Raw genomic sequence first — 23,301 nt, 5'->3', positions numbered from 1 at the left:
TTCCTTTCTTGCCGTTTCCTTTATATATATATGTTAACCTTAATCTAGATAAAATTTCTAATTACCGCGAAGAGTATTGAGTTTCTCTGTTATTTCATCATATTTATCGCTCATTTCAAAGCGGTAATATAAACTTTTGAGACTTTCGAGTACAGAAATCTCATCAGGCCTTACGGTCGCAGCTTTTTCCATATACGGTAACGAAGCTTTAAACAAATCATCTGCCTTGGCTTTCTTTGCTTTAAATTTAGCATGGTCGGTTTCAGCATTGGCGACATTCATTTGTTCAACACCCTGATTGTAATATATCACCCCTAAATTGTACAAGGCATCAAAGTAATCTTCCTTCAATTCAATTGCTTTCTCATAATTAGTAATAGCATCTTCATATAGTTTACTTTGATCAAGTAAAACTCCTTTGGCATACAAATATGTAGGATTTTCAGGATTTTTCTCAATAGCTTGGTTGAGATATTCCAAAGCCTGTTCATTTTGCTTGGTTTCCAAATAATAGTTAATCAACTGAGTTAGAATTCGATCATCGTCAGGATACATCTCAAATCCATTCTTCAAGTTTGTGGCCATATTAGTAGAATCTCCCATGTTGCCGTAAACCTGATGTAAAAGCAAAACTGCATCCCCTCCACCATACTGGTAACTAATGGCTTCAGAAAGATATTCCGATGCCTTTTTCCAGTTTTTCGCATTGTAGGCAGCTAAAGCAGTGTTGTATATAATGGCAGTATCTACGACAGGATTATCGGCTTGAAACATGTCTAGATTGTTGATTTTTAGAACGTTTTCAAAGGCGATCATAGCATTTTCATATTTCTGATTGCTAAAACCTTCAATTCCAGCATTTGTTAAATCAGTAACAAAAAAAGTCAAAGCTATTTTGATCTCTTTTTCAAATCTTCCCTTATCTGCTTTATCAAGCTCTACAGCTTTCAGATAATAATCAACTGCTTCCATCAATTGTTGGATGTCTTTCTCTTTTTTATACTTCTCTGTAGCTAATTTGGCCGAAACGATATATGTTTTTGGCCAGTCTTTTGATTTGGGATGCACCAACGCCTCTTGCAGGCGGCTTTCGGCAGCCTCCACATCTCCATTATTCAGATATGCTTCTGCAGCGTTAACTTTTCCCTTTTGTGCGTAAACTCCACTTCCTGTAAGCAGTGCAAGCGCAATAAATAAAACCTTTTTCATATTTATTTTCTGTTTTTGAATGGAATTATTCTTTAGTTATTTTCTGAATTGCTACCATTTTCGTTATCATCATCTGTATGTTGGTCCAGAATGCCGGATTCCACAATATCTTCTTCTGACATTTTAGATTCTGAAATTACTTTGGTAACAGAGGCAATCATGTCGTGTTTCTTATCCAGATTTATCAGCTTTACTCCTTGGGTGGTTCTTCCGGTTACACGAAGATCCGATACGGCAACCCTTATGGTAACGCCTGAACGGTTTATTATCATCAGATCATTATCATCTGTGACATTCTTGATGCTGACGAGATCTCCGGTTTTTTCAGATATTTTCATGGTTTTAACACCTTTCCCGCCCCTGTTAGTAATTCTGTAATCATCTAAACTTGACCGTTTGCCAAAGCCTTTTTCCGACACAACCAAAATGTCTTCGGTATGGTCTTTCACACAAATCATGCCAACGACTTCATCTTTAGCTGAATCCAAGGTTATCCCTCTCACACCCTGCCCAGTACGGCCAATGCATCTCACTTTCGATTCATTAAAGCGTATGGCCCTTCCCGAGCGGGTTGCCATCAATACATCATTTTTTCCGTTAGTGAGTCTGGCCTGAATCAATTCATCATCATCCTTAATGCCTATAGCAATGACTCCGGATTGTCTGGGGCGCGAATAATTTGCTAACAACGATTTTTTGATGACCCCTTTCTTTGTCCCCATTATGATATAATGAGAATTGATGAATTCTTCGTCATTTAAATGTTTTACCCTGATAAAAGCCTTAACTGCATCTTCCGAATCAATCTGAAGTAGATTTTGAATGGCTCTTCCTTTCGAATTCTTACTTCCTTCCGGAATTTCATAAACTTTTAACCAAAAGCATCGTCCCATTTTGGTAAAAAAGAGCATGGTGTTATGCATTGAGGCAGGATATATATGCTCAATAAAATCTTCATCACGCGTGTTACTACCTTTCGATCCTACTCCTCCTCTGTTTTGGGTCCTAAATTCGGATAATGGAGTCCTTTTAATGTACCCCAAATGAGAAATGGTAATGATCATTTCTTCATCCGCATAAAAATCTTCCGGATTAAATTCCTCTGATGAATAAACTATTTCTGTCCGCCTCTCGTCATTATATTTTTGTTTGATCTCAAGCAATTCGTTCTTTATTATTTCCATCTTCAACGATTCATGCTCAAGAATATTTTTGAGACGGTCAATCTCTTTCAATAGAGAATCGTATTCTTCTCTTAGCTTATCTTGTTCCAATCCGGTTAACTGTCGCAGGCGCATGTCTACAATAGCACGTGACTGAATATCTGTTAATTGAAAGCGGTCAATCAGTTTTTGACGTGCCTCATCAGGACTTTGTGCACCACGAATAATCTTAATAACCTCGTCTATATTATCACTTGCAATAATCAGACCTTCAAGAATATGAGCTCTTTTTTGTGCCTGATCCAGTTCATATTGGGTACGTCGTGTTACAACATCATGCCGGTGTTCTACATAATATTGTATAAGTCCTTTTAGATTTAGTAATTTTGGTCGACCATGAACCAGTGCTATACAATTGACACCAAATGAGGATTGAAGCGCCGTATTCTTATAAAGGTGATTCAGCACTACATTTGCGATCGCATCTCTCTTCAGATCGATCACAATCCGCATTCCTTCCCGGTCCGATTCATCATTTACATTGGAAATTCCCTCTATTTTCTTTTCATTTACAAGGTCTGCTATTTTTACAATTAGTTCAGCCTTGTTCACCATATAGGGAATTTCAGTAATAATAATTCGTTCTCTCCCATCCTTGTCGGATTCAATTTCCGTTTTAGCCCTGATGACAATTCGACCGCGCCCTGTTTCATAAGCTTCACGGACACCCTGATATCCATATATAATACCCCCTGTAGGAAAATCAGGGGCTTGGATGGTTTTTATCAGTTCATCCATTTCAATTTCAGGATTGTCTATGTATGCCACAATGGCATTGACCGCATCACCTAGATTGTGAGGCGGAATATTTGTGGCCATTCCCACAGCAATCCCAGAAGAACCATTAACCAACAATGCAGGAATTCTAGTTGGTAAAACCGTTGGTTCTTGTAATGAATCATCGAAGTTAGGGTGAAATTCAACCGTATTTTTTTCAATATCGGCCAGCATTTCTTCTGACAAGCGATTCATTCGTGCCTCAGTATAACGCATGGCAGCAGGACTGTCTCCATCAACAGAACCCATATTTCCCTGACCATCTACAAGTAAGTAACGCATAGACCATGGTTGAGCCATACGAACCATTGCATTATAGACAGATGCATCGCCATGTGGGTGATATTTCCCCAATACTTCCCCTACTATCCTGGCAGATTTTTTATACGGTTTATTGGGCGACATTCCTAAATCATGCATACCATAAAGTACACGCCGGTGGACTGGTTTTAGACCATCTCGAACATCAGGTAATGCACGCGAAACAATCACAGACATCGAATAATCGATGTAAGCCGATTGCATCTCTTCTTCAATGTTAATTTTTACTATTCTTTCTCCATCAGCCATTTATATAGTATTTAGATGTATCTGCATTAAAATTAATATGGCCGCTTCTATCCGGCCATTTTTGCCGCCCTAAATTAATCATTTCCTACCGAACCAGAAAGCATTATAAGGTTCTTTTTTCTTAAGATTACTCTTTGGAAGTTTTGCCCTTTTTATCGTATTTTTGAAACTTACTATTACATTTATTCCTGGCTTTAATTGAAATTAATGGTAATGAAGTTGTTTTGATACAATGATCCTTTTTTCATCTGATATATCACCTTGATTTTAGTTTAAATATGTTTGTTCATTTATAAATTTATATTGAAATGAAAAATAGCCTCATCAACTAATATAAATATGAATAAATGTTTTATTACTGCTATATTGACATTGTTTTATTTGTTGCACAGTTTTTGTGAAAGTAGCGTATATTATTATTGTTAAAGAAAGCTTATACTATTAAATATGGATTTAAATTTTTCTCCTAAAATAAGAGAAGTTCTGACTTACAGCCGGCAAGAAGCAACGAGATTGGGAAATCCTTTTCTGGCACCAGAACATTTAATGTTGGGGCTGCTTAATGATCCTGATTCCAAAGCCGGAAAAATTCTTAATAAGCTCAGTGTGGACATTGAGCATGTAAAAGATACCATAGAACGTAGAATAAAAGAGAAGGTTCCATTGAACCAAAACGACCAGTTACCTCTTTTAAAATCTACAGAACAAATTCTAAAGCTTGTTCATTTGGAAGCTAGGGCACTAAAAAGCACAAAAATAAACACGCTGCATCTTTTACTGGCCCTGCTAAAAGATAGCAGCAGTAATATCTCAGAAATTATGAAAGATTATAATGTCCAATACGATCAACTTAGAGCATTAGCGGAAAATGCTTCCATCCAAAGCAAAGCACAATTGCCTGATGATGAGGACTCTGATTCTCCTTTCTCCTCTCAAGGTGGCGGAGGTCATGAAAGTTCAAAGTCAAGCTCGGGAAAACCGGGTTCTGATACACCCGTTCTGGATAATTTCGGTATTGATATTACTAGAGCAGCGGAAGAAGGTCGACTTGACCCCATTGTAGGAAGGGAAAGGGAAATTGAAAGACTGGCACAAATTTTAAGTCGGCGGAAAAAGAATAATCCGGTTCTTATTGGCGAACCTGGTGTTGGAAAATCTGCTATTGCCGAAGGTCTTGCGCTTAGAATTATTGAAAAAAAGGTTTCCAGAGTTTTGTTCGACAAACGGGTTGTCACCCTGGATCTTGCCTCAATTGTTGCAGGAACAAAATATAGAGGTCAATTTGAGGAACGAATTAAAGCCATCTTAAACGAATTATCCAAAAACCCAAATATAATTCTCTTTATTGATGAAATTCATACAATTGTGGGCGCCGGTGGAGCCACAGGATCTCTTGATGCTGCCAATATGTTGAAGCCAGCTCTCGCCAGAGGGGAAATTCAATGTATAGGGGCAACAACGTTGGATGAATACAGGCAACATATTGAAAAAGATGGTGCCTTGGAGCGTCGCTTTCAGAAAATAATGATTGAACCGACTTCTGTAGAGGAAACGATTGAAATCCTTAATAATATTAAAGAAAAATACGAAGACCACCATAATGTTTTCTTTACACCGGAAGCCGTTAAGGCTTGTGTGAAATTGACGGAAAGGTATATTTCAGACAGACATTTACCTGATAAAGCCATTGATGCCCTCGACGAAGCTGGTTCGCGCGTTCATATTAGTAATATAGTGGTTCCGGATATTATCCTTGAGTTGGAGAAAAAAATAGAAGAAACTAAAGAAAATAAAATAAAAGCCGTTAAGCTGCAAAACTTTGAATTGGCTGCCAGTTTCCGTGATAAAGAAAAATCTCTGATTGATGAGCTAGAGAATTCAAAAGCAAAATGGGAAGAGGAACTCCAAAAACATCGTGAAACTGTAGATGAGGAAAAAGTGGCTGAAGTGGTTGCCATGATGACTGGTATTCCGGTTCAAAGAGTTGCTCAGGCGGAAGGAACCCGTCTGATGCAGATGGGAGAACAACTGAAAGGTAAGGTTGTTGGTCAGGATGAAGCAATTCTTAAAATTGTAAAAGCTATTCAACGAAACAGAGCAGGATTGAAAGATCCTAACCGGCCCATTGGTTCATTTGTATTTCTTGGACCCACAGGCGTGGGGAAAACTCATCTTGCAAAAATCCTGGCGCAATACCTGTTCGACACAACCGATGCGCTTATTCGCATTGATATGAGTGAATACATGGAAAAATTCAGTGTTTCTCGTTTGGTTGGAGCACCTCCTGGATATATCGGATATGAAGAAGGGGGACAACTTACCGAAAAAGTTCGTCGTCGTCCATATTCTGTAGTTTTATTAGATGAAATAGAAAAAGCTCATCCTGATGTATTTAATATTCTTTTGCAGGTATTGGATGAAGGAAGATTGACCGATAGTCTTGGAAGAAGAGTTGATTTTAAAAATACGGTTATTATTATGACCTCAAATATTGGGACTCGAGAACTGAAAGATTTTGGTAGTAGCATCGGTTTCACGACAAGTAGTAAGAAAAATCATTCGGAATATACTAAAAGTGTAATAGAAAAGGCCCTTAAAAAGGCGTTTGCCCCTGAATTTTTGAATCGTATTGATGACGTAGTCATTTTTAACAATCTTGGGAAGGAAGATATTAGGAAAATTATTGATATTGAAATGAAAGGTCTTTATCAAAGGGTAGAATCTCTTGGTTACAAGCTGGAACTGTCCGAAAAAGCTAAAGATTTTATTGTTTCTAAAGGCTATGATGCGCAATATGGAGCGAGACCTTTAAAACGAGCTATTCAAAAATATCTGGAAGATGAAATGGCTGAGGTTATAATTCAGGCCTCAATTAGTGAAGGAGATACTATTAGAGTTGGCTTTGATGAGTCTGACAACAAACTTAATACTAGTATTTTGAAAAAAGCAAATGAATCTGACAATGGTGCCGCAAAGCCTGAGAATGACAACTCTATTAAACAATCAGATTCCAAAGATTTGGAATCGAAAAAAGATAAATAAGTAAATCATGCAAATTATTTTAGATATTTTCTTTATGGTGAAACCGAGCTTCCCTATGAAGAAAATACAACTTAATAATGCGGTTGAACCTATGCTTTATGCAGGGATGGTCATAGTTTGCAAGTTTGATCTTCTAACACATTTTGGCAATAATTAGTTTTAAAGGCTTTTAATTAATTACAATAAAAAACTGCGTTAAGAATATTAATTCTTACCGCAGTTTTTTATTTTTTTGAAAGAAAAATAAATTTACTTTTTCACTCTCTTTTTACATAAAAAATCTCAGAGTTAATTATTGAGACGATTATTGATTTCATCCAAAGATTTTTTGGCACTAGCATTATTTGGATCATAATTTAATGCCTTTTCAAACCAAGGTTTCGCCTTGGCAAAAGCTTCATTGGCTCTATTATTGATTTCATCGTATTGAGAAGGATCTGCATTTTGTGCTGAAGCAAGAATTTGAGAAGCTTCATTGAAAGGTTCGGCACCTTTTTTCAAATAATAAGTGACCAGCATTTTTTTCATATGTCCCAAATATTTACTGGTTTTGTATTTTTCGATGGCAGTTAGAAGCTCTTTTTCCATTTCTTCTTCCTTATTCTGCTTTTTTAAACTAAAAGCTATGTAGTAAGATGCAATATCACCTCTAAAGCCCTTCTCCTCACACATTTTATAATACTTTATCGCTTTGTCATAATTTTCAATTCTCCGGGCAGAGGTCGCCATGTTATAAATCATTGCATCGTCAACAGGTTCTTCACTTCCCCAGTTTTTCAGTGATTTTTCATATAATTCCAATGCTGTCTTATAATCTTTGTTTCGAAGAGCATCATTTCCTTCGTTCTTAAATTCAGCAGCTGTTTTTTCCTGTGAAAAAAGACTTCCTGCAAATAAAAACAACACAACACTTACTGATAAAAAATACTTCATAACGTAACTCATTTTTAATGTTTTTTTATATTTATTTTCATCACTACTTTTTTCTGGCCATAAAAATAGCCTTTTTAGAAAAATTAAGAAACAAAAAATAAGCCAAACCTTAAAATCTATTTAGACAAAGCATCACTTATAATGAAATCAACTTATTCTTCAGAGCTTTATAGGACACAGGCATTTTCTCTAATTGTGTGCTTGATCCAACTCCGTAACTAAAACTTTTCTTTAATCGATCAGCTTCTTGAGGTAATACTTTTTCAATAATTTCTACAAACTTTATTGGATGTGCTGTTGAAATAAAAAATCCGTTTTCATCCTTTTGCAACGACTGTTTAAGTCCCAGGTAACCCGTTGATGAGTGTGGATCCAGCAGATAGTGGTGTTGTTGAAATACCATTTGAATGGTTTTTATTATTTCTTCATTGGTAATTACCTTGGCCGAAAACATTTTTCGTAATTCTTCCAATTCATTTTTAAACAAATAGAAAAGTCTGGGAAAATTACTCGGATCCCCAACATCCATTGCATTAGCGTATGTCTCGATTGTTTTATGCGGCTCATACCTCCCTGTTCTTAAAAATCTTGGAACAACATCATTAACATTAGTGGCAGCAATAAATCGATTGACCGGCAACCCCATCCGAGAAGCCATTACAGCAGCAGTAATATTACCAAAATTGCCACTAGGAACACATATTACCGGTTTTAGGTTTGGAAATTTTCTCTGAATTGCAGCAACTCCGAAAAAATAATATACCATTTGAGGAAGAAGACGACCTAAATTAATTGAATTGGCAGAGGTAATGGAAACATCCTTTCTCAAAGATGGATCATTAAATGCTTGCTTTACCAAACGTTGGCAATCATCAAAAACGCCTTCAACCGCAATAGCATGAATATTATGCCCTAAACTTGTCATTTGATTTTCCTGATAAGGGCTTATTTTTCCCTGGGGATATAACACAACAACCTCTATTCCTGGAACTCGATGAAAGCCATGCGCAACAGCTCCCCCTGTATCGCCGGAGGTGGCAGTTAAAATTATCATTTTTTTCCCTTGGTTCGGGTACAGTTTACTCATTAACCGCGAAAGGAACCTGGCACCTACATCTTTAAAGGCCTGAGTTGGACCGTGAAACAATTCCAATACGTTGATATTATCATGTATTTTGACTAAAGGGATTGGAAATGAAAAAGTTTCTTCAACTATTTTTTTTAAGTTCTCTCTTCCTAATTCGTTTTCAACATAAGGGAGTAGTACATTAAGGGCAATTTCAGGCAAAGACATGTCATGAAACCTGGAATAAAATGTTTTGTCCAAAACAGGAATTGCTTCCGGCATAAAAAGGGTTCCTTCATCCGAAAGGCCTTTAAAAACGCCCTCTGACAATGTTACACGTTGTCTTTTTTGACCTATACTTATGTATTTCATGTACGTTATGGATTTTGTCAATAAACCAACCGACTATTTTTTCCTTTTTTCAGTTGGCCAATCATTTTATTCGTTAATTTTCGATTTTAATTTACCATCAAAATCGAGGAAGAATTATGGAAAAAACTAGACCTATATGATTTTATAACATTCAGATTCCCTACCCTATTTAGAATCAAACATTCTTTGGAGTAATTCGCCGTCTTTGAGCAAACCTAAAGCTCCCTTTTTTACAGATGCTTCATCAAAAGACTTAACATTATCAGGTAATATTCCAGGTTTTATTAATAAAAAAGGAACGGGGTCCGAAGTATGCGTACGCAAAGAGCATGGCGTAGGATGATCTGGCAACAAGGCGAATACTACCTCCTCACCCATATTCTGAATGCCTTCCCATAAAGGTTTTAACAACCTTTTATCAAAATCTTCCACAACCTTCTTCTTTAAGTCCTTATCCCCCTCATGCCCAGCTTCATCTGCCGCTTCCACATGTAAAAAAACAAAATCTGACTTTCGGAGGGCACTAATAGCGGCTGCAGCTTTCCCTTCATAATTCGTATTAAACAATCCGGTTGCACCTTCTACATGAATACTTTCCAAACCAGCTAAACTTCCTATTCCATGAATTAAATCGACTGCTGAAATAACTGCGCCGGAGCTAATACCCCATCGTTCTTTAAATGTGGGAAAACCGGAGGGCCTCCCAGGGGACCAAGGCCAGATACCATTAGCAACAGGTAGGCCTTTCTCTATCCTTTTTTGATTAATCGGATGGGAACTCAATAGCTTGACAGATTGATTGATTAATTTATTTAATATTTTAGCAGTTTGATTATCTCTTGTTTTCGGTTTTGGCAAAAGAGGTTCCATCTCTTCTCCGGGATGATCATGCGGCGGTTGACAATCAACATTGGCCTTTCCATTTTTTAGAATCATCAGGTTTCTGTAACTGACTCCTTGAAAAAAACGGACTCCCTCTTTTGAAAAAGATGAATTTAAAGATTCAATTAATTCCCCCGCTTCCCCACTACTAATGTGTCCGGCCGAATGATTCATCAATTTTCCATTCTCTATGGTTACCAAATTACATCTAAAAACCAGATCGTTATGCGAAACAGGAATTTTTAGAGCAGCGGCTTCTAGAACCCCTCTCCCAGGAAAATATTTTCGGGGGTCAAAACCTAGTATACTCATATTGGCTATTTCACTTCCAGGATGCATCCCACTTGGTACTGATTGCAATAATCCTGTTTGGGCAAGTGAACATAGATGATCCATAACCGGTTTATAAGCAACCATCAGGGGTGTTTTATTATTCCATTCAGGGATTGGTATATCTGCCATCCCATCGGCCAGGACAACTATATATTTCATAGTAAAAGGTTGTATTTTGATGATAATTTAAACCATTTTATATTTCATGTTTTTGAAAAAACAATCCGTGTATTCGGGTAATTTTTTACTTAATGCAAATATCAACTAATCCAAATGTCAATAGTATTAATACATTTTTGCCATCTGTAAGTCTGAATCATAGTTTTCTCTGAATATCGTAAACCTTATATTATACCAAAGGTATGTTATTGTCGTTACACACCTTTCTCATTTCATCAGACCATATACTGGCCTGAATTTCCCCAATATGCGCTTTTCTAAGAAAATACATACATAATCTCGACTGTCCTATTCCGCCTCCGATACTTTGTGGAAATTCTCCCCTGAGTAGACGTCGATGAAAAAGTAATTCTTTTCGGTCTAAGCAATTTTTTATTTTCAACTGCCGAATCAAAGCTTCTCCATCCACCCGTATTCCCATTGAGGATATTTCAAATGCTCTTTCCAGTACCGGATTCCATAACAATATATCACCATTGAGGCCAGGAAGCCCATCGTCCGCTAAAGTACTCCAGTCATCATAATCAGGGGCCCTCCCATCATGAGGCTCTCCATTCGACAGTGCTCCCCCAATTCCAATTAAAAAAACAGCGCCGAACTCTTTACAAATTACATCTTCTCGTTCTTTTGGGGTAAGATGAGGATATTTTTGAAGTAGCTCTTCGCTGTGAACAAAATGTATTTTAGAAGGCAAGAGCGGAGTTAATTGTGGATATTTTTCATATAGAATAAATTCCGTCCTTTTTAATACTTCATAAATGCTTTTCACTATTTTCTTTAAAAAGCAAAGATTCCGTTCTTCTGGGGTTATTGAACGTTCCCAATCCCACTGATCAACGTAGATGGAATGAGTGTTATCCAGAACCTCATCTGGTCGAATAGCATTCATGTCGGTATATATTCCAAAACCGGGTTCAATGTCGTAATCGGTAAGTACCATTCTTTTCCATTTTGCCAGACTATGCACAATTTCCGCCTCTTTATCTCCTATATCTTTGACAGGAAAAGTTACAGGTCTTTCTGTTCCGTTTAAATCGTCGTTAATACCTGTTCCTTTTAAAACAAATAAAGGAGCCGTTACTCTTCTTAACCGTAATTCGGAAGATAATCCCGATTGAAATGAATCTTTGATCACAGTTATGGCATGTTCTGTTTGCTTTAAATCCAGTAATGGCCTATATCCTTTAGGAATAAATAAATTATCTATCATAATTCAATCTATACAAATATAAACGTTTGGTTACTGTACAAAATTACGCAGGTAAATTACAATTAAAAAATTTTTAAACACAAATTTTGTCATATTATCACTGTATGATTGATTTTTTTTATTATTTGAAATAATTCACTTCAAAAATATGATTTTTTCAACTCCAATATTTTGAAAAAAGGCCATTCAAGTAGGTAGTTTTAGTTTAAAAAACCGAGAAACTTTTTATTCGGCCATTAGACTCTACCATATTTTTATAGTTTTTATACTGAACAAGATAGAAAAGAACACTTTTATCATATTTCAAATTCGAGCCCATCGTATGCTAATTTCACATTTCCAGGAAGTTTCTGGGATATATCGGAATAAAAACCGAGATGATGGCTTATATGGGTCAAAAATGCCTGACGTGGCTTTAGTTCATCTATTATTTTCAGGGCTTGCGAAAGATTAAAATGAGAAATATGCTCCCTGATTCTTAAGGCATTAATAACTAATACATCACATTCTTTAAGTTTTTCCATACTGTAATCAGGAATACTGCTGGCATCGGTTATGTAGCTGAATTCGCCAATTCGAAAGCCAGTAATCGGCATTAAATGATGGTATACCCGAACGGGGATAACTTTTAATCCACAAACGTAGAATTCGTTATTGTCTTTAATTTCATTTAATATCAGTTCTGGGACTCCAGGGTATTTATTTTCCTCAAATGCATAAGAATACTCTTGTTTCAAAGCATTAAGTGTCCGTTTTTCGGCAAACAGCCTAACTGGTTCGTTGTTTATCCAGTTGAAAGCACGCACATCGTCCAGTCCTCCTGTATGATCTTTGTGTTCATGGGTAAAGAGAATTGCATTCAACCGTTTCGTTTCGGATGCCAACATTTGTTGACGAAAATCTGGTCCTGAATCAATTACAATAGTAGATTCTTCAGTTTCGATTTTCAAAGAAGAACGGGTGCGTTTGTCTCTTGGATCTCTGGAATGACATACATTGCAATCACAGGCAATCATCGGTACCCCCATTGAGGTTCCGGTTCCTAAAAATTTAATTTTCAATGGAGTATTTTTTTAGTTAGGAGTATCTTTCTGTTTGAAAATAGATTCAATGAATCTTCATTTATTATTCTATACAAATTTAGTATTCATGATAGTTCAATCAACGAATTAAGGTTGAAAAATAAAAACTAATCAGGATATGCGAAAAAGAATCCATTAAAATGAGTCGCGACTGTCTGCATATACCAAAGTAATTTTCTATTTTTACTTTTCATCATTTTCAAAAACATCTTAGATTTTTTATGTCTCAGTTAAAAATATATCGTGCATCGGCGGGATCTGGGAAAACATTTACACTTACCCGGGAGTTTATTCGACTTTTATTTGCTGATCCATTTGAATACCGTCATATATTGGCCGTTACTTTCACAAACAAAGCAACGGCTGAAATGCGTCAGAGGATTCTTAAGAAGATTTATGAATTGGGTTACAAAACAACCGGCCAAACCGATTATTTGGACGATCTTATGGCTGAAACCGGAATGCAGGAGAATCAAGTTAGAAAAAGGGCCCGGTTGTTACTCAGGTTTTTATTGCATGACTTTTCCAAATTTTCAGTAAATACAATAGATAGTTTTTTTCAACAGGTAATCCGTGCTTTTGCGCGAGACGCAGGCCTTCAAATGGGGTTTAGAACAGAATTGGATCATCAATCGGTACTAACTCAAGCCATCGATCGGGTCGTTCTGGAAATAGATATGAAAGGACACGAAGCGATGAAACGTTGGATGATAAACTTCGCGGATAAAAAGATTTCTGAAGGGAAAAGTTGGAATATCAATCGAGAAATCAGCACTTTTTCTGAAGAAATTTTCAAAGAAACGTATCAATCTGCCGCTGAAAGTTTGTCCCGAAAATTGGCAGATAAGAATTTCATGAATTCTTATCTATCTAAGCTCCGTCAAATTATCACGAACTATGAGAATCTGCTCCAACAATTTGGGGAGAAAGGTCTGCAATTGATCAGACAATTCAACCTTGATATCAGTAATGATTTCAACAACGGCAGCAGAAGCAAAATGCTGATTTTTAAAAAAATGGCAGAAAAATATGATTTTAAAGAAGATCACATTCTTGCTTTGCACAATAATCTTTCTTCTTGGAAAAGAAAAAAAAATCCTCCTCATATTGATCATGCCATAGACAACCTTTATCAAGGTGGTTTAAACGATATGCTTGGAGAAATCGTCAACTTCATTCATAGCAACAAAAAGAATTATCTTACAGCTAAAGCTATTCTAAAAAACTTTTATGCGTTAGGAATTATTAACGACGTCAACCAAAAAATCCAAGAAATATCAAGAGAACAAAATGTATTTCTACTGGCCGGGACCAATCATCTTTTATCTCGTATTATCAAGGAGGATGAAGCGCCTTTTATATATGAACGCACGGGAAATCGCTATTCACACTACATGATTGATGAATTCCAGGACACATCCGCCTTACAATATGCCAATTTCAGACCACTTATAATCAATAGTCTGGCGCAAGACAAATTTGCTATGTTGGTCGGTGACATAAAACAATCTATTTACAGATGGCGCAATTCGGACTGGACTCTTTTGGCTGACCAAGTTGAAGAAGATTTCAAAATTTTTGGCGCTGAGGTCAAATCTCTGGATACCAACTGGAGAAGTAGTGACAATATTATTGCCTTTAACAACAGTTTTTTTACGAATGCAGCCAAAGCATTACAAGCCAACATTATTCAACGTGCATCTAACGGTGAAAACCAGGAAATGCTTCCCGATGAGTTCAATTTAAGAATCATGGAAGCTTATAAAGACGTTGTCCAAAAAAAGCCGGCCAAAGATTCCACTAATGAGGGACATGTTTCTTTTTCTTTCTTGGAGGCCGATAAAAAAGAGGAATTTCAAATTAAAACTATTCAAGCGACTGTTGAGCACATCAATAATTTGCTAATGAATGGTTTTTCTTTTTCAGACATTTGTATTTTGGTACGTAAGAAAAGCGAAGGCACCGCCATTACAAAGGCTTTGCTTTCAGGAGAGTATCATCCAGAAAACAAAACTCTGCCTGTTATTAGTAACGAAACGTTGCAATTGAGTAGTTCATCTGCCGTTCTATTTGTTATCAATCATTTAAAATTTATTCAAAATCCTGACGACAAAGTACTTGAAGCATTTATCCGATTGCATTGGGAACGCTATCATCGGGAAAATAACCCTACTCATATCGATGCATCTGGTATTTTCCATAATCCCACCAGGCTTCAAACTTGGGAGGAGCATCTGACCTTTTTATCCAATAAGCAACCTTTTCCATTGTATGACTTGGCAGATGAATTAGTTCGTTTGCTTCCAAGAGAGATTAGAGAGGACCAGGGAATCTATATACAAACTCTTCTTAATAGAATTAATCAATTCTCATCGCGTGAAACGGCTGATCTTAACCTATTTCTTGATGAATGGGAAAAAATCATACGGAACGAATCGGTTATGCTACCAGAAAATCAGGAAGCTATCCAAGTAATGACAATCCACAAATCGAAAGGGCTAGAATTTGAAGCTGTAATCATGCCATTTTGTAACTGGGATCTGGATGCTTCACGACAGCAGAACTTATTGTGGTGTCACCCCCCAAAACCGCCTTTTAATGAATTGGAATTGATTCCTGTCAACTATGAAAAATCACTTATTGATTCTCATTTCCAAAAAGAATATCTACAGGAGCTGATGGATCAATATATCGACAATCTAAACCTGCTTTATGTGGCCTTTACAAGGGCGAAACAGTCTCTTACAGCATTTTGTCAATATTCCAAAAAGGGGCCAACCGACCTTGTAAATGTATCCGACCTTTTATGGTTCCACTTTTTATTAAATCATAAAGATATACCAGGAAAATGGGACGAGGAAAACTATATTTACTCCTTTGGATCTCCAACCCCAAAAGAGGAAGAAAATCTTGAAAAAGAAAAAAAAGAGTCTCCCAGATCCTCTGAATCTTTTCAATTAAATGCCCTAGAAACATATTCTTTTAGGGATAGAATTCACATTCACAAAGAAAGTAATGAATTTTTCGATAACGAATCTATGGAGCATGGCGTTTCGTATGGCAAAATCATGCACCATCTCTTCGAAATGATTGAAACCAGAGATGATCTGAATGAAGCGCTGAAAAATTTGTGGTATGAAGGCAAAATCGAAGAAAAGGAAATAGGCTTTATCCGTTCAAAAATGAATCAATGGTTACAACATCCGGAAGTCCAAAAATGGTTTGACGGATCCTCCAAGGTATTATCCGAAATAGCAATTATAGACAAGGATATTCGACGCCCAGATCGTGTTATGATTAGTGCTGATGCAACCATCGTTGTAGACTATAAATTTGGGAAAGTGGATGAATGGAAACATCATGCCCAAGTTAGAGGGTATATGAATAGCATTAAAAAAATGGGACACCCAAATGTAAAAGGTTACATTTGGTATGTCCCGCATGGTGAAGTAGTCAAAGTTGACAATATGTCAGTCCAAGGGAAACTGTTTTAGTCTACCCAATCTAAAACAGTTTCTTGAGCTTATCTTTTAACTCATCTACTTTTTCCTTTACATTTTCATCTTCCATCAATTTGTTAACTGCCTTTTCCGCTTCTTTCTTCAGTTCTTCTTTGGCTTGACTTTTAAATTCATCGCTCAGTTTAAACCTAAGTTTTGGGTCTTTAACGGTTCCTTTCACCAAAATATCAACCATAACATTATCCATCGATGATGGGATTGACGCCCCCAAAAGGCCTGCGACTTCACCTAATTCCTTTCGACTAACCGGCATTTTTATTGTGTAATCCAATGATTGATCCAATCCCTGAATACCGGAAATTGTCAGCTTCTTACCAAACAAATAAGTAGTAAATGGTTTTACAATAACATTACCATTTTCTAAAACAAAATAAACGGATAAATCTTCTGCTCTAGCCTTTTTGTATTTATCGTTTTTAAGCATTGCAGCTAAGGCATTCTGTACTTTTGCCCCTGATATTTCTACTCCATTGGATTTTAAGAGCCCACCCCCATTAACCGACCTTAATATGGGCGACATATCTTTTCCCATCAAACTATTAAAACTCAATTTTGTAGAAACGGTACCTATAGCTTTTTTAGCAATTGGCATCATGGAATCTACAATACTGAAAGAATTTACAGCTTGGTGAATATCTATGGATTCAAGTCCCATGTCGAAATTAACAAAGGGGCGTAAAGTATCCGAGGTGTTATATTCTCCTGTGATAACCATTGCTCCATTTAGCATATTGGATTTTAAGCCTTCAAGAATAACTTTGCCGCCAACTATACGTATGGTTCCCTTCACATTCGACATGGTCAGTTTATCGTAAAGCAATTTATCGATATCGCTATTAAGCGTGAAATCCAGATTTTGGGGGACTAGAACAAGCTCCATCGATGTAGTATCTTCTTTTACTGTGGTTGTATCCTCTCCGGCCAGTTGCATCAATTCGTTCGTATTAATCAGTTTAGAAGAATGATCAAGACGCCCTCTTAGGGTACCGTCCTTCAAAACATAAGAAAGGTAGTTCTCTAACTTTCCTTTCAGATTAAAGTCACTACTTCCCAGAGAACTTTCAAAGGATTTTAATTCCATTGCTCGCGGTGATATATAAAGATCAGCCTCTGAAATTTTGAAAGCTTGTGGCCATCCGGCCATTTGAAAAATGAAATTTTTTAAAGTAATGGCACCATTGGCTTTTATATTTTCATATTGCTCTTTTTCAACCATACGATAATCTCCATCGATTCTGATATCAGCCGAAATAATCCCACCCATTTCCATACTGTCCATGGGAATGGCATCAGCCAAGGATGCCAGATCGATGGTTCCGTTCATTGCCCCTTTGAATGTGGCATTAGAAACAGGCGTCACAATTTGCAATGAGGCATCAAAGGGATTCTCTCCTAATTTGAAGTGGAATTTATTGATATTTGTAATGGTTTTATCCAAAGATCCGCCAGGATTTTTCATCTGGGCATCGACCTGAATGTTTTCAATAGATTTGGGTAAGTCCGGATATTGAATACTTCCGTCCATCACCTTTAATACAAGATCGAAAGCTGGTAAGTGCTCCGCATCTTTAAATCTTCCATTTGCACTGGCTTCCAAAATCATGGTTCCTTTAGTCTGAAGTTCTTCAAAATCCTGCAAGTATACTTCTGGAACCATTGAAAGTAGCGTCTTAAAGCTTGTCTCTCGCGTCAAGAGTTTTACATCTAAATCATAACCTTCTTCCAGCATACCAAATGTCCCCTCAAATCCCAGTGCCAGATCATTAAAATGTAACTCATTCTCTTTAAAGGTAAAAATCATATTTTTTAAGTCAGCTCCAATTATGGCATCCAAAGATATAGTGGCATTTTTTACATATTTGGTTTCCTCCATTTGAAGACTAAACTTTTTTATTTTACTGCTTAAATCAAGGTTTGTCGACTCTTGCGAAAGATCCCCTTTCATAGTCAGATTAAAATCCTCTATGGCCGTAACAAACTGCATCGTTTGATCAGAAAAGATCAATTTGGCATTTTTAATCTCAAAAAGGTTTAAACTTATTTTAAAATCAGATGATTCAGTAGTATCCTCTTGTTCCTCTTCCATTCCTGAAACCGGAACAATATCCCAATTGGCAATAGAATCTTTATTAACTTCAAGCCACGTTTGAGGCGAATCCAACATTACTGAATTAATTAATATACCATCACCGCTAACTGCACTCCATAAATCGATGCTTGCGGAAAATGATTTAATTTGCAATAATGTATCCCCTGTAAATGGTGCTTGGTTGACAATGGTTAATCCGTCCAATCCCATGGATAAATTAGGAAAGTGCCTAAACATGGACAAACTAAATTTATCAAAAGAAACGGTAGCCGTGATATTGTCATTGATTACGTCAACTACTTTTTGCTCTATTTTTCCTTTAAACAACGAGGGAATAATCAATAAGAGCAATAGAATTAGGCCTATGATACCACCTATTATCTGCAAAAATCGTTTCATATAAATTCTTAAGATTAAGTTATTGGTTTGTGTTGAATTAATTCATTCGTATAAAATTTATTTAAGTCATTGGTCTAATGGAACTCGCATGGCTCATGGTTTTTTCTTTAATCTTTCTGACCATTGCCTAACCACGAATGCCAATTGAATCAAATTTAAGAAAAGGAAGCTGATAAATCGGTATTTCTCCGTTAAAGTTTTTTAATAAAGTTAGCAGTACAAATCCATTTCCAATACCTATGAACAATAGAACCAACTCATAGCTTTAAAAATTTGAGTAAAATTGTTGTATTACAAATTAACCGTTAACATGAGATTTTTTATTTAAGGATCAATTGTTGAAAAACAACATATCCAATAATGAGATCAATTAGGTTAAAAAAGTATCAAATCTGTCCATAAAGATCATACTCTTCGGCAGCTGTAATTCGAACCTGGTAAAATTGACCAATCTCAAGATCATTTGTAGCTGAGATTAAAACTTCAGGATCCACTTCGGGAGAATCATAACTGCTTCGACCAATAAAATAATCTTTCTCTTTTCGGTCGATAATTACCTTTAAAGTTTGACCGATTTTCTGTTGATTTTGCTCCTGACTAATTCCCTGTTGTAAAGCCATAATTTGATCGGCTCTCTTCTGTTTTATTTCGGCAGGAATATTGTCTTCATAATTTTTCCAGGAATAGGTATCCTCTTCATGCGAATAAGGAAATACCCCCAATCTTTCAAATCTCGTAGCACCCACAAATTCAATGAGTTCTTCAAAATCCTGCTCCGTTTCACCAGGATGACCGGTAATTAAAGTTGTTCGGATATGGATCCCAGGCACTCTTTTCCTTATCTCTTGGATCAATGCAATGGTTTCATCTTTAGAAACGTTTCGTCGCATTATTTTTAGCATATGGTCAGAAATATGCTGTAAAGCTATATCCAAATAAGCACAAACCTTTGGATTGTTCGCCATTACATCCAGAACATCCATTGGAAATCCGGCAGGATAAGCATAATGAAGTCGTAACCACTCAATACCATCCACTTTCGAAAGTTCCTCAATCAATGGAGCTAACATTGGTTTTTTATAGAGATCCAAACCATAATAGGATAAATCTTGCGCAATAATCTGTAACTCTTTAACACCTTGAGAGGCTAATATTCTTGTTTCTTCCACTAACTCCTCTATGGATTTGGACTTATGCCTTCCGGTGATAATTGGTATTGCGCAATACGAACAAGTACGGTTACACCCCTCCGAAATTTTCAGATATGCATAATGACTAGGAGTTGTAAGTGATCTCTCATGAATCAAATCCTTTCTAAAAGAGTTGCCTAACTCGGATATGAGTTCTTTCCAATTAAATTTTCCATAAAATTTATCCACTTCAGGAATCTCCTCTCCCAGCTGACTAAAGTATCGTTCAGATAAACAACCCATAACAAATAATTTCTGAATTTTACCTTCTTTTTTGGCTTCGGCAAAATCCAGAATAGTATCTATACTTTCCTCTTTAGCATCTCCAATAAATCCACAAGTATTGATAACTACAATTTCTCCCTTCGGGTCTGACGGATCATGTTCAATTTTATAACCTTCAGCTTCGAACTGTCGGATCAGAAATTCTGAATCCACCAAATTTTTGGAACATCCCAGGGTAATAACATCAATTCGCTTCATCCGTTATCCTATAAGTTACTTTTTTTATCGTATTTAAGTCTATCGTGGGCAATGAATCATTACTAAAAAAAGGTCTGAAATGGGTTTTTTATTTCCGGAGGGGTTCTTTAATAAGTAATTTTTATTGATTTACAAACGTTATTAGCAGCTCAAAACCAGAAAGAATCATTGTATCATTATAATTTTATACGATCCCGATCTTAAAGCAATAAAAAACAATTAGGAATTCTAATTGCTTTTTAAAAACGAAATCGAAGATGAAAGGAGTCATCTTTTCAATGCAAAAGGCACACCCACCTCACTAATAGTATTACCAACTTACATCCTTCTATTTTCAATATCTTCTTTGTCGAAATGATTATACGAAATATTTTCCCAAATCAATTATTCTCCAAACAAGGAATCAACAAAGACTTTGCGATCAAAAATTTGCAAATCATCAATTCCTTCTCCTATTCCTATGTACTTGACAGGTATTTTGAATTGGTCTGAAACACCAATTACCACTCCTCCTTTAGCAGTTCCATCCAGTTTAGTTATTGCCAAAGCCGTTATTTCCGTGGCTTTTGAAAACTGTTTGGCCTGTTCAAATGCATTTTGGCCAGTAGATCCGTCTAAAACAAGTAAAATTTCATGTGGAGCCCCGGGAATAATTTTCTGCATTACCTTCTTCACTTTGGTTAACTCGTTCATCAAGTTAACTTTGTTATGTAAACGCCCTGCTGTATCTATGATAACCACGTCTGCATCTTTTGATTTGGCAGAAGATAAAGTGTCAAAAGCAACGGAAGCTGGATCTGACCCCATTTTTTGTTTAACCAATGGTACATCCACTCTGTTGGCCCATATTTCAAGCTGTTCTATGGCGGCTGCCCGGAAAGTATCCGCTGCGCCAAGAACAACACTTTTCCCGGCAGTTTTGAATTTATGAGCCAATTTCCCGATAGTGGTTGTCTTACCCACTCCATTCACTCCTACCACCATAATGACATATGGCTTTTTGTCGGCGGGCAAGTCAAAATCTTCCACCTTTTGACTTTCATTTTCTGCCAGTAAAGCAGCGATTTCTTCCCTTAAAATGGTATTAAGCTCGCTCGTATCCAAGTATCTGTCACGGGCAACGCGTTCTTCAATCCTTTCAATAATGCGGATAGTAGTATCTACTCCCACATCTGAAGTAATAAGCACCTCTTCAAGACTGTCCAGAACATCATCATCCACTTTTTTCTTGCCAACAACAGCTCTGGTCATCTTTTTCAAAACACTTTCCTTCGTTTTGGCCAGTCCTTTTTCCAGATCCTCCTTTTTATTTTTATTCAAACCGCCGAATATTCCCATAATTAACCCAATTTATTGCGAACACAGTACCATAAATTACTGCCTGAATTTTAAAATTTTGAATGGTCAAAGATAAACAATACTCTTGATATTTATAAAAAAAGAACCTGTCAACAACCACTAAATAGAGTTATTGACAGGTTTTTTCTATATTAAGATCAATAAATCGATCACTTTCTATAGATATTATCCAAGAAGTGATATCAGCACTCCGGCGGCAACGGCAGATCCGATAACACCCGAAATATTTGAAGCCATGCAGTATTGTAACAAATGATTGCTGCTATCATACTTGAGCCCCATTTCATTGGCTACTCTGGAAGCCATCGGAACAGCACTCAACCCCGTTGCACCCACAAGAGGATTGATTTTTTTCTTTGAAACAAGATTATAAACTTTCACAGCCAGGATTCCTCCGGCAATAGACAAGGCAAAGGCTAAAAAGCCTCCAACAATAATACCGATCGTTTTAAAATCAAGAAATACCTCTGCTGTCATGGTAGCCCCAACCGAAAGACCCAAAAATATAGTTGCCGTATTCATAATGGGACCAGTGGCTGCATCTGCAAGACGTTGCGTAACAGTACCTATCTCTTTAACCAAATTGCCAAACAGCAACATCCCCAACAATGGGACGGATGATGGGACCAAAAAAGCAATGATAACGCCAAGTACAATTGGAAAAATTATTTTCACAGTCTTCAAATTCTTTATTTGATACTTGGGCGGATATAATTTATCCTGCTTTTTCATATTGATTTGAAACTCCTTTTTGGTCATCAAAAAATTGGCAACCAACGGAATAATCACAGGTACCAGTGCCATGTAGGAATATGCTGCAATAGCAATAGGTCCAAGCAAATGAGGTGCTAACAGTATCGTTGTATAAATTGCTGTAGGTCCATCAGCTCCACCAATAATCCCTAATGAACCGGCTTCTTTAGGGGTAAATCCTAATGCTATGGCACCAAAAAACACACAAAAGATTCCCAGTTGTGCAGCTGCTCCGAAGAAAGCCAACCTTAAATTGCGAAGCATCGGGCCAAAATCAGTTAATGCTCCAACACCCATAAATATTATGGGAGGCAAAAAACCTGTTTTGATAAGGGAATAATAAAGATAATTCATTATTCCATATTCATGGGCTATTTCGAACAAATTCATGTACCGATGTTCCGGCAGTTCAATCATTTCTGAAGGAACCACTCCCATATTTCCACCTGGAAGGTTAGCCAGAATTATACCGAAGCCAATAGGCACTAATAACAACGGTTCATATTTTTTGGCAATTCCCAAATAAAGAAGCACCCCACCTATTGCGATCATTAACAACACACCGGGGTTATCTGCGATTTGCCCCAGTGCGGTCATTTCATATAATTGATTCAAAATTTTCATAATA

The 23,301-nt window shown here is 36.7% G+C and carries 13 protein-coding genes; 2 read left to right on the top strand and 11 right to left on the bottom strand.

The window, feature by feature from the left end:
* Window positions 1–57: 57 nt before the first annotated feature.
* Complete coding sequence (locus ACT29H_RS09000; protein WP_444821290.1) at window positions 58–1,209, bottom strand: tetratricopeptide repeat protein; 1,152 nt, start codon at window positions 1,207–1,209, stop codon at window positions 58–60.
* A 32-nt stretch (window positions 1,210–1,241) separates the two neighbouring features.
* Window positions 1,242–3,779, bottom strand: coding sequence for a DNA gyrase subunit A (gene gyrA, locus ACT29H_RS08995; protein WP_444821289.1), 2,538 nt, complete (start codon window positions 3,777–3,779; stop codon window positions 1,242–1,244).
* Between the two features lie 447 nt (window positions 3,780–4,226).
* Here gyrA and ACT29H_RS08990 point away from each other — a divergent pair, with 447 nt between their 5' ends.
* Window positions 4,227–6,821 (top strand): ATP-dependent Clp protease ATP-binding subunit, encoded by a 2,595-nt coding sequence (locus ACT29H_RS08990; RefSeq protein ID WP_444821288.1) that lies wholly within the window; start codon window positions 4,227–4,229, stop codon window positions 6,819–6,821.
* 288 nt (window positions 6,822–7,109) lie between these two features.
* Here ACT29H_RS08990 and ACT29H_RS08985 read toward each other — a convergent pair whose 3' ends face one another.
* From ACT29H_RS08985 to ACT29H_RS08965, 5 genes are all read right to left on the bottom strand, one after another.
* Complete coding sequence (locus ACT29H_RS08985; RefSeq protein WP_444821287.1) at window positions 7,110–7,754, bottom strand: tetratricopeptide repeat protein; 645 nt, start codon at window positions 7,752–7,754, stop codon at window positions 7,110–7,112.
* Window positions 7,755–7,890: 136 nt separating this feature from the next.
* Complete coding sequence (gene thrC / locus ACT29H_RS08980; RefSeq protein ID WP_444821286.1) at window positions 7,891–9,192, bottom strand: threonine synthase; 1,302 nt, start codon at window positions 9,190–9,192, stop codon at window positions 7,891–7,893.
* 165 nt (window positions 9,193–9,357) lie between these two features.
* Window positions 9,358–10,566 (bottom strand): cofactor-independent phosphoglycerate mutase, encoded by a 1,209-nt coding sequence (locus ACT29H_RS08975; protein WP_444821285.1) that lies wholly within the window; start codon window positions 10,564–10,566, stop codon window positions 9,358–9,360.
* 190 nt (window positions 10,567–10,756) lie between these two features.
* Window positions 10,757–11,797: an aspartate--ammonia ligase gene (gene asnA / locus ACT29H_RS08970; RefSeq protein WP_444821284.1), complete on the bottom strand. Its 1,041-nt coding sequence runs from the start codon at window positions 11,795–11,797 to the stop codon at window positions 10,757–10,759.
* 296 nt (window positions 11,798–12,093) lie between these two features.
* Entirely contained in the window at window positions 12,094–12,858 is a 765-nt protein-coding gene (locus ACT29H_RS08965) for an MBL fold metallo-hydrolase (RefSeq protein ID WP_444821283.1), read from the bottom strand.
* A 242-nt stretch (window positions 12,859–13,100) separates the two neighbouring features.
* Here ACT29H_RS08965 and ACT29H_RS08960 point away from each other — a divergent pair, with 242 nt between their 5' ends.
* Window positions 13,101–16,373, top strand: a complete 3,273-nt coding sequence (locus tag ACT29H_RS08960) for a UvrD-helicase domain-containing protein (protein ID WP_444821282.1) — start codon at window positions 13,101–13,103, stop codon at window positions 16,371–16,373.
* Between the two features lie 10 nt (window positions 16,374–16,383).
* Here the strand turns inward: ACT29H_RS08960 and ACT29H_RS08955 are convergent, their stop codons facing one another.
* The 4 genes from ACT29H_RS08955 to ACT29H_RS08940 form a co-directional block, all read right to left on the bottom strand.
* Window positions 16,384–18,888 (bottom strand): AsmA family protein, encoded by a 2,505-nt coding sequence (locus ACT29H_RS08955; RefSeq protein WP_444821281.1) that lies wholly within the window; start codon window positions 18,886–18,888, stop codon window positions 16,384–16,386.
* A 386-nt stretch (window positions 18,889–19,274) separates the two neighbouring features.
* Window positions 19,275–20,561, bottom strand: coding sequence for a 30S ribosomal protein S12 methylthiotransferase RimO (rimO, locus tag ACT29H_RS08950; protein WP_444821280.1), 1,287 nt, complete (start codon window positions 20,559–20,561; stop codon window positions 19,275–19,277).
* Window positions 20,562–20,945: 384 nt separating this feature from the next.
* Window positions 20,946–21,899, bottom strand: coding sequence for a signal recognition particle-docking protein FtsY (gene ftsY, locus ACT29H_RS08945; protein ID WP_444821279.1), 954 nt, complete (start codon window positions 21,897–21,899; stop codon window positions 20,946–20,948).
* Between the two features lie 186 nt (window positions 21,900–22,085).
* Window positions 22,086–23,297: a sodium ion-translocating decarboxylase subunit beta gene (locus tag ACT29H_RS08940; RefSeq protein WP_444821278.1), complete on the bottom strand. Its 1,212-nt coding sequence runs from the start codon at window positions 23,295–23,297 to the stop codon at window positions 22,086–22,088.
* Window positions 23,298–23,301 lie beyond the last annotated feature (4 nt).

It is taken from the genome of Thermophagus sp. OGC60D27, assembly GCF_052400625.1.
GTDB lineage: Bacteria > Bacteroidota > Bacteroidia > Bacteroidales > Marinilabiliaceae > Thermophagus.
Note: the sequence above shows the minus strand (reverse complement) of the source record. Positions and strands in the feature narration are given on the sequence as shown.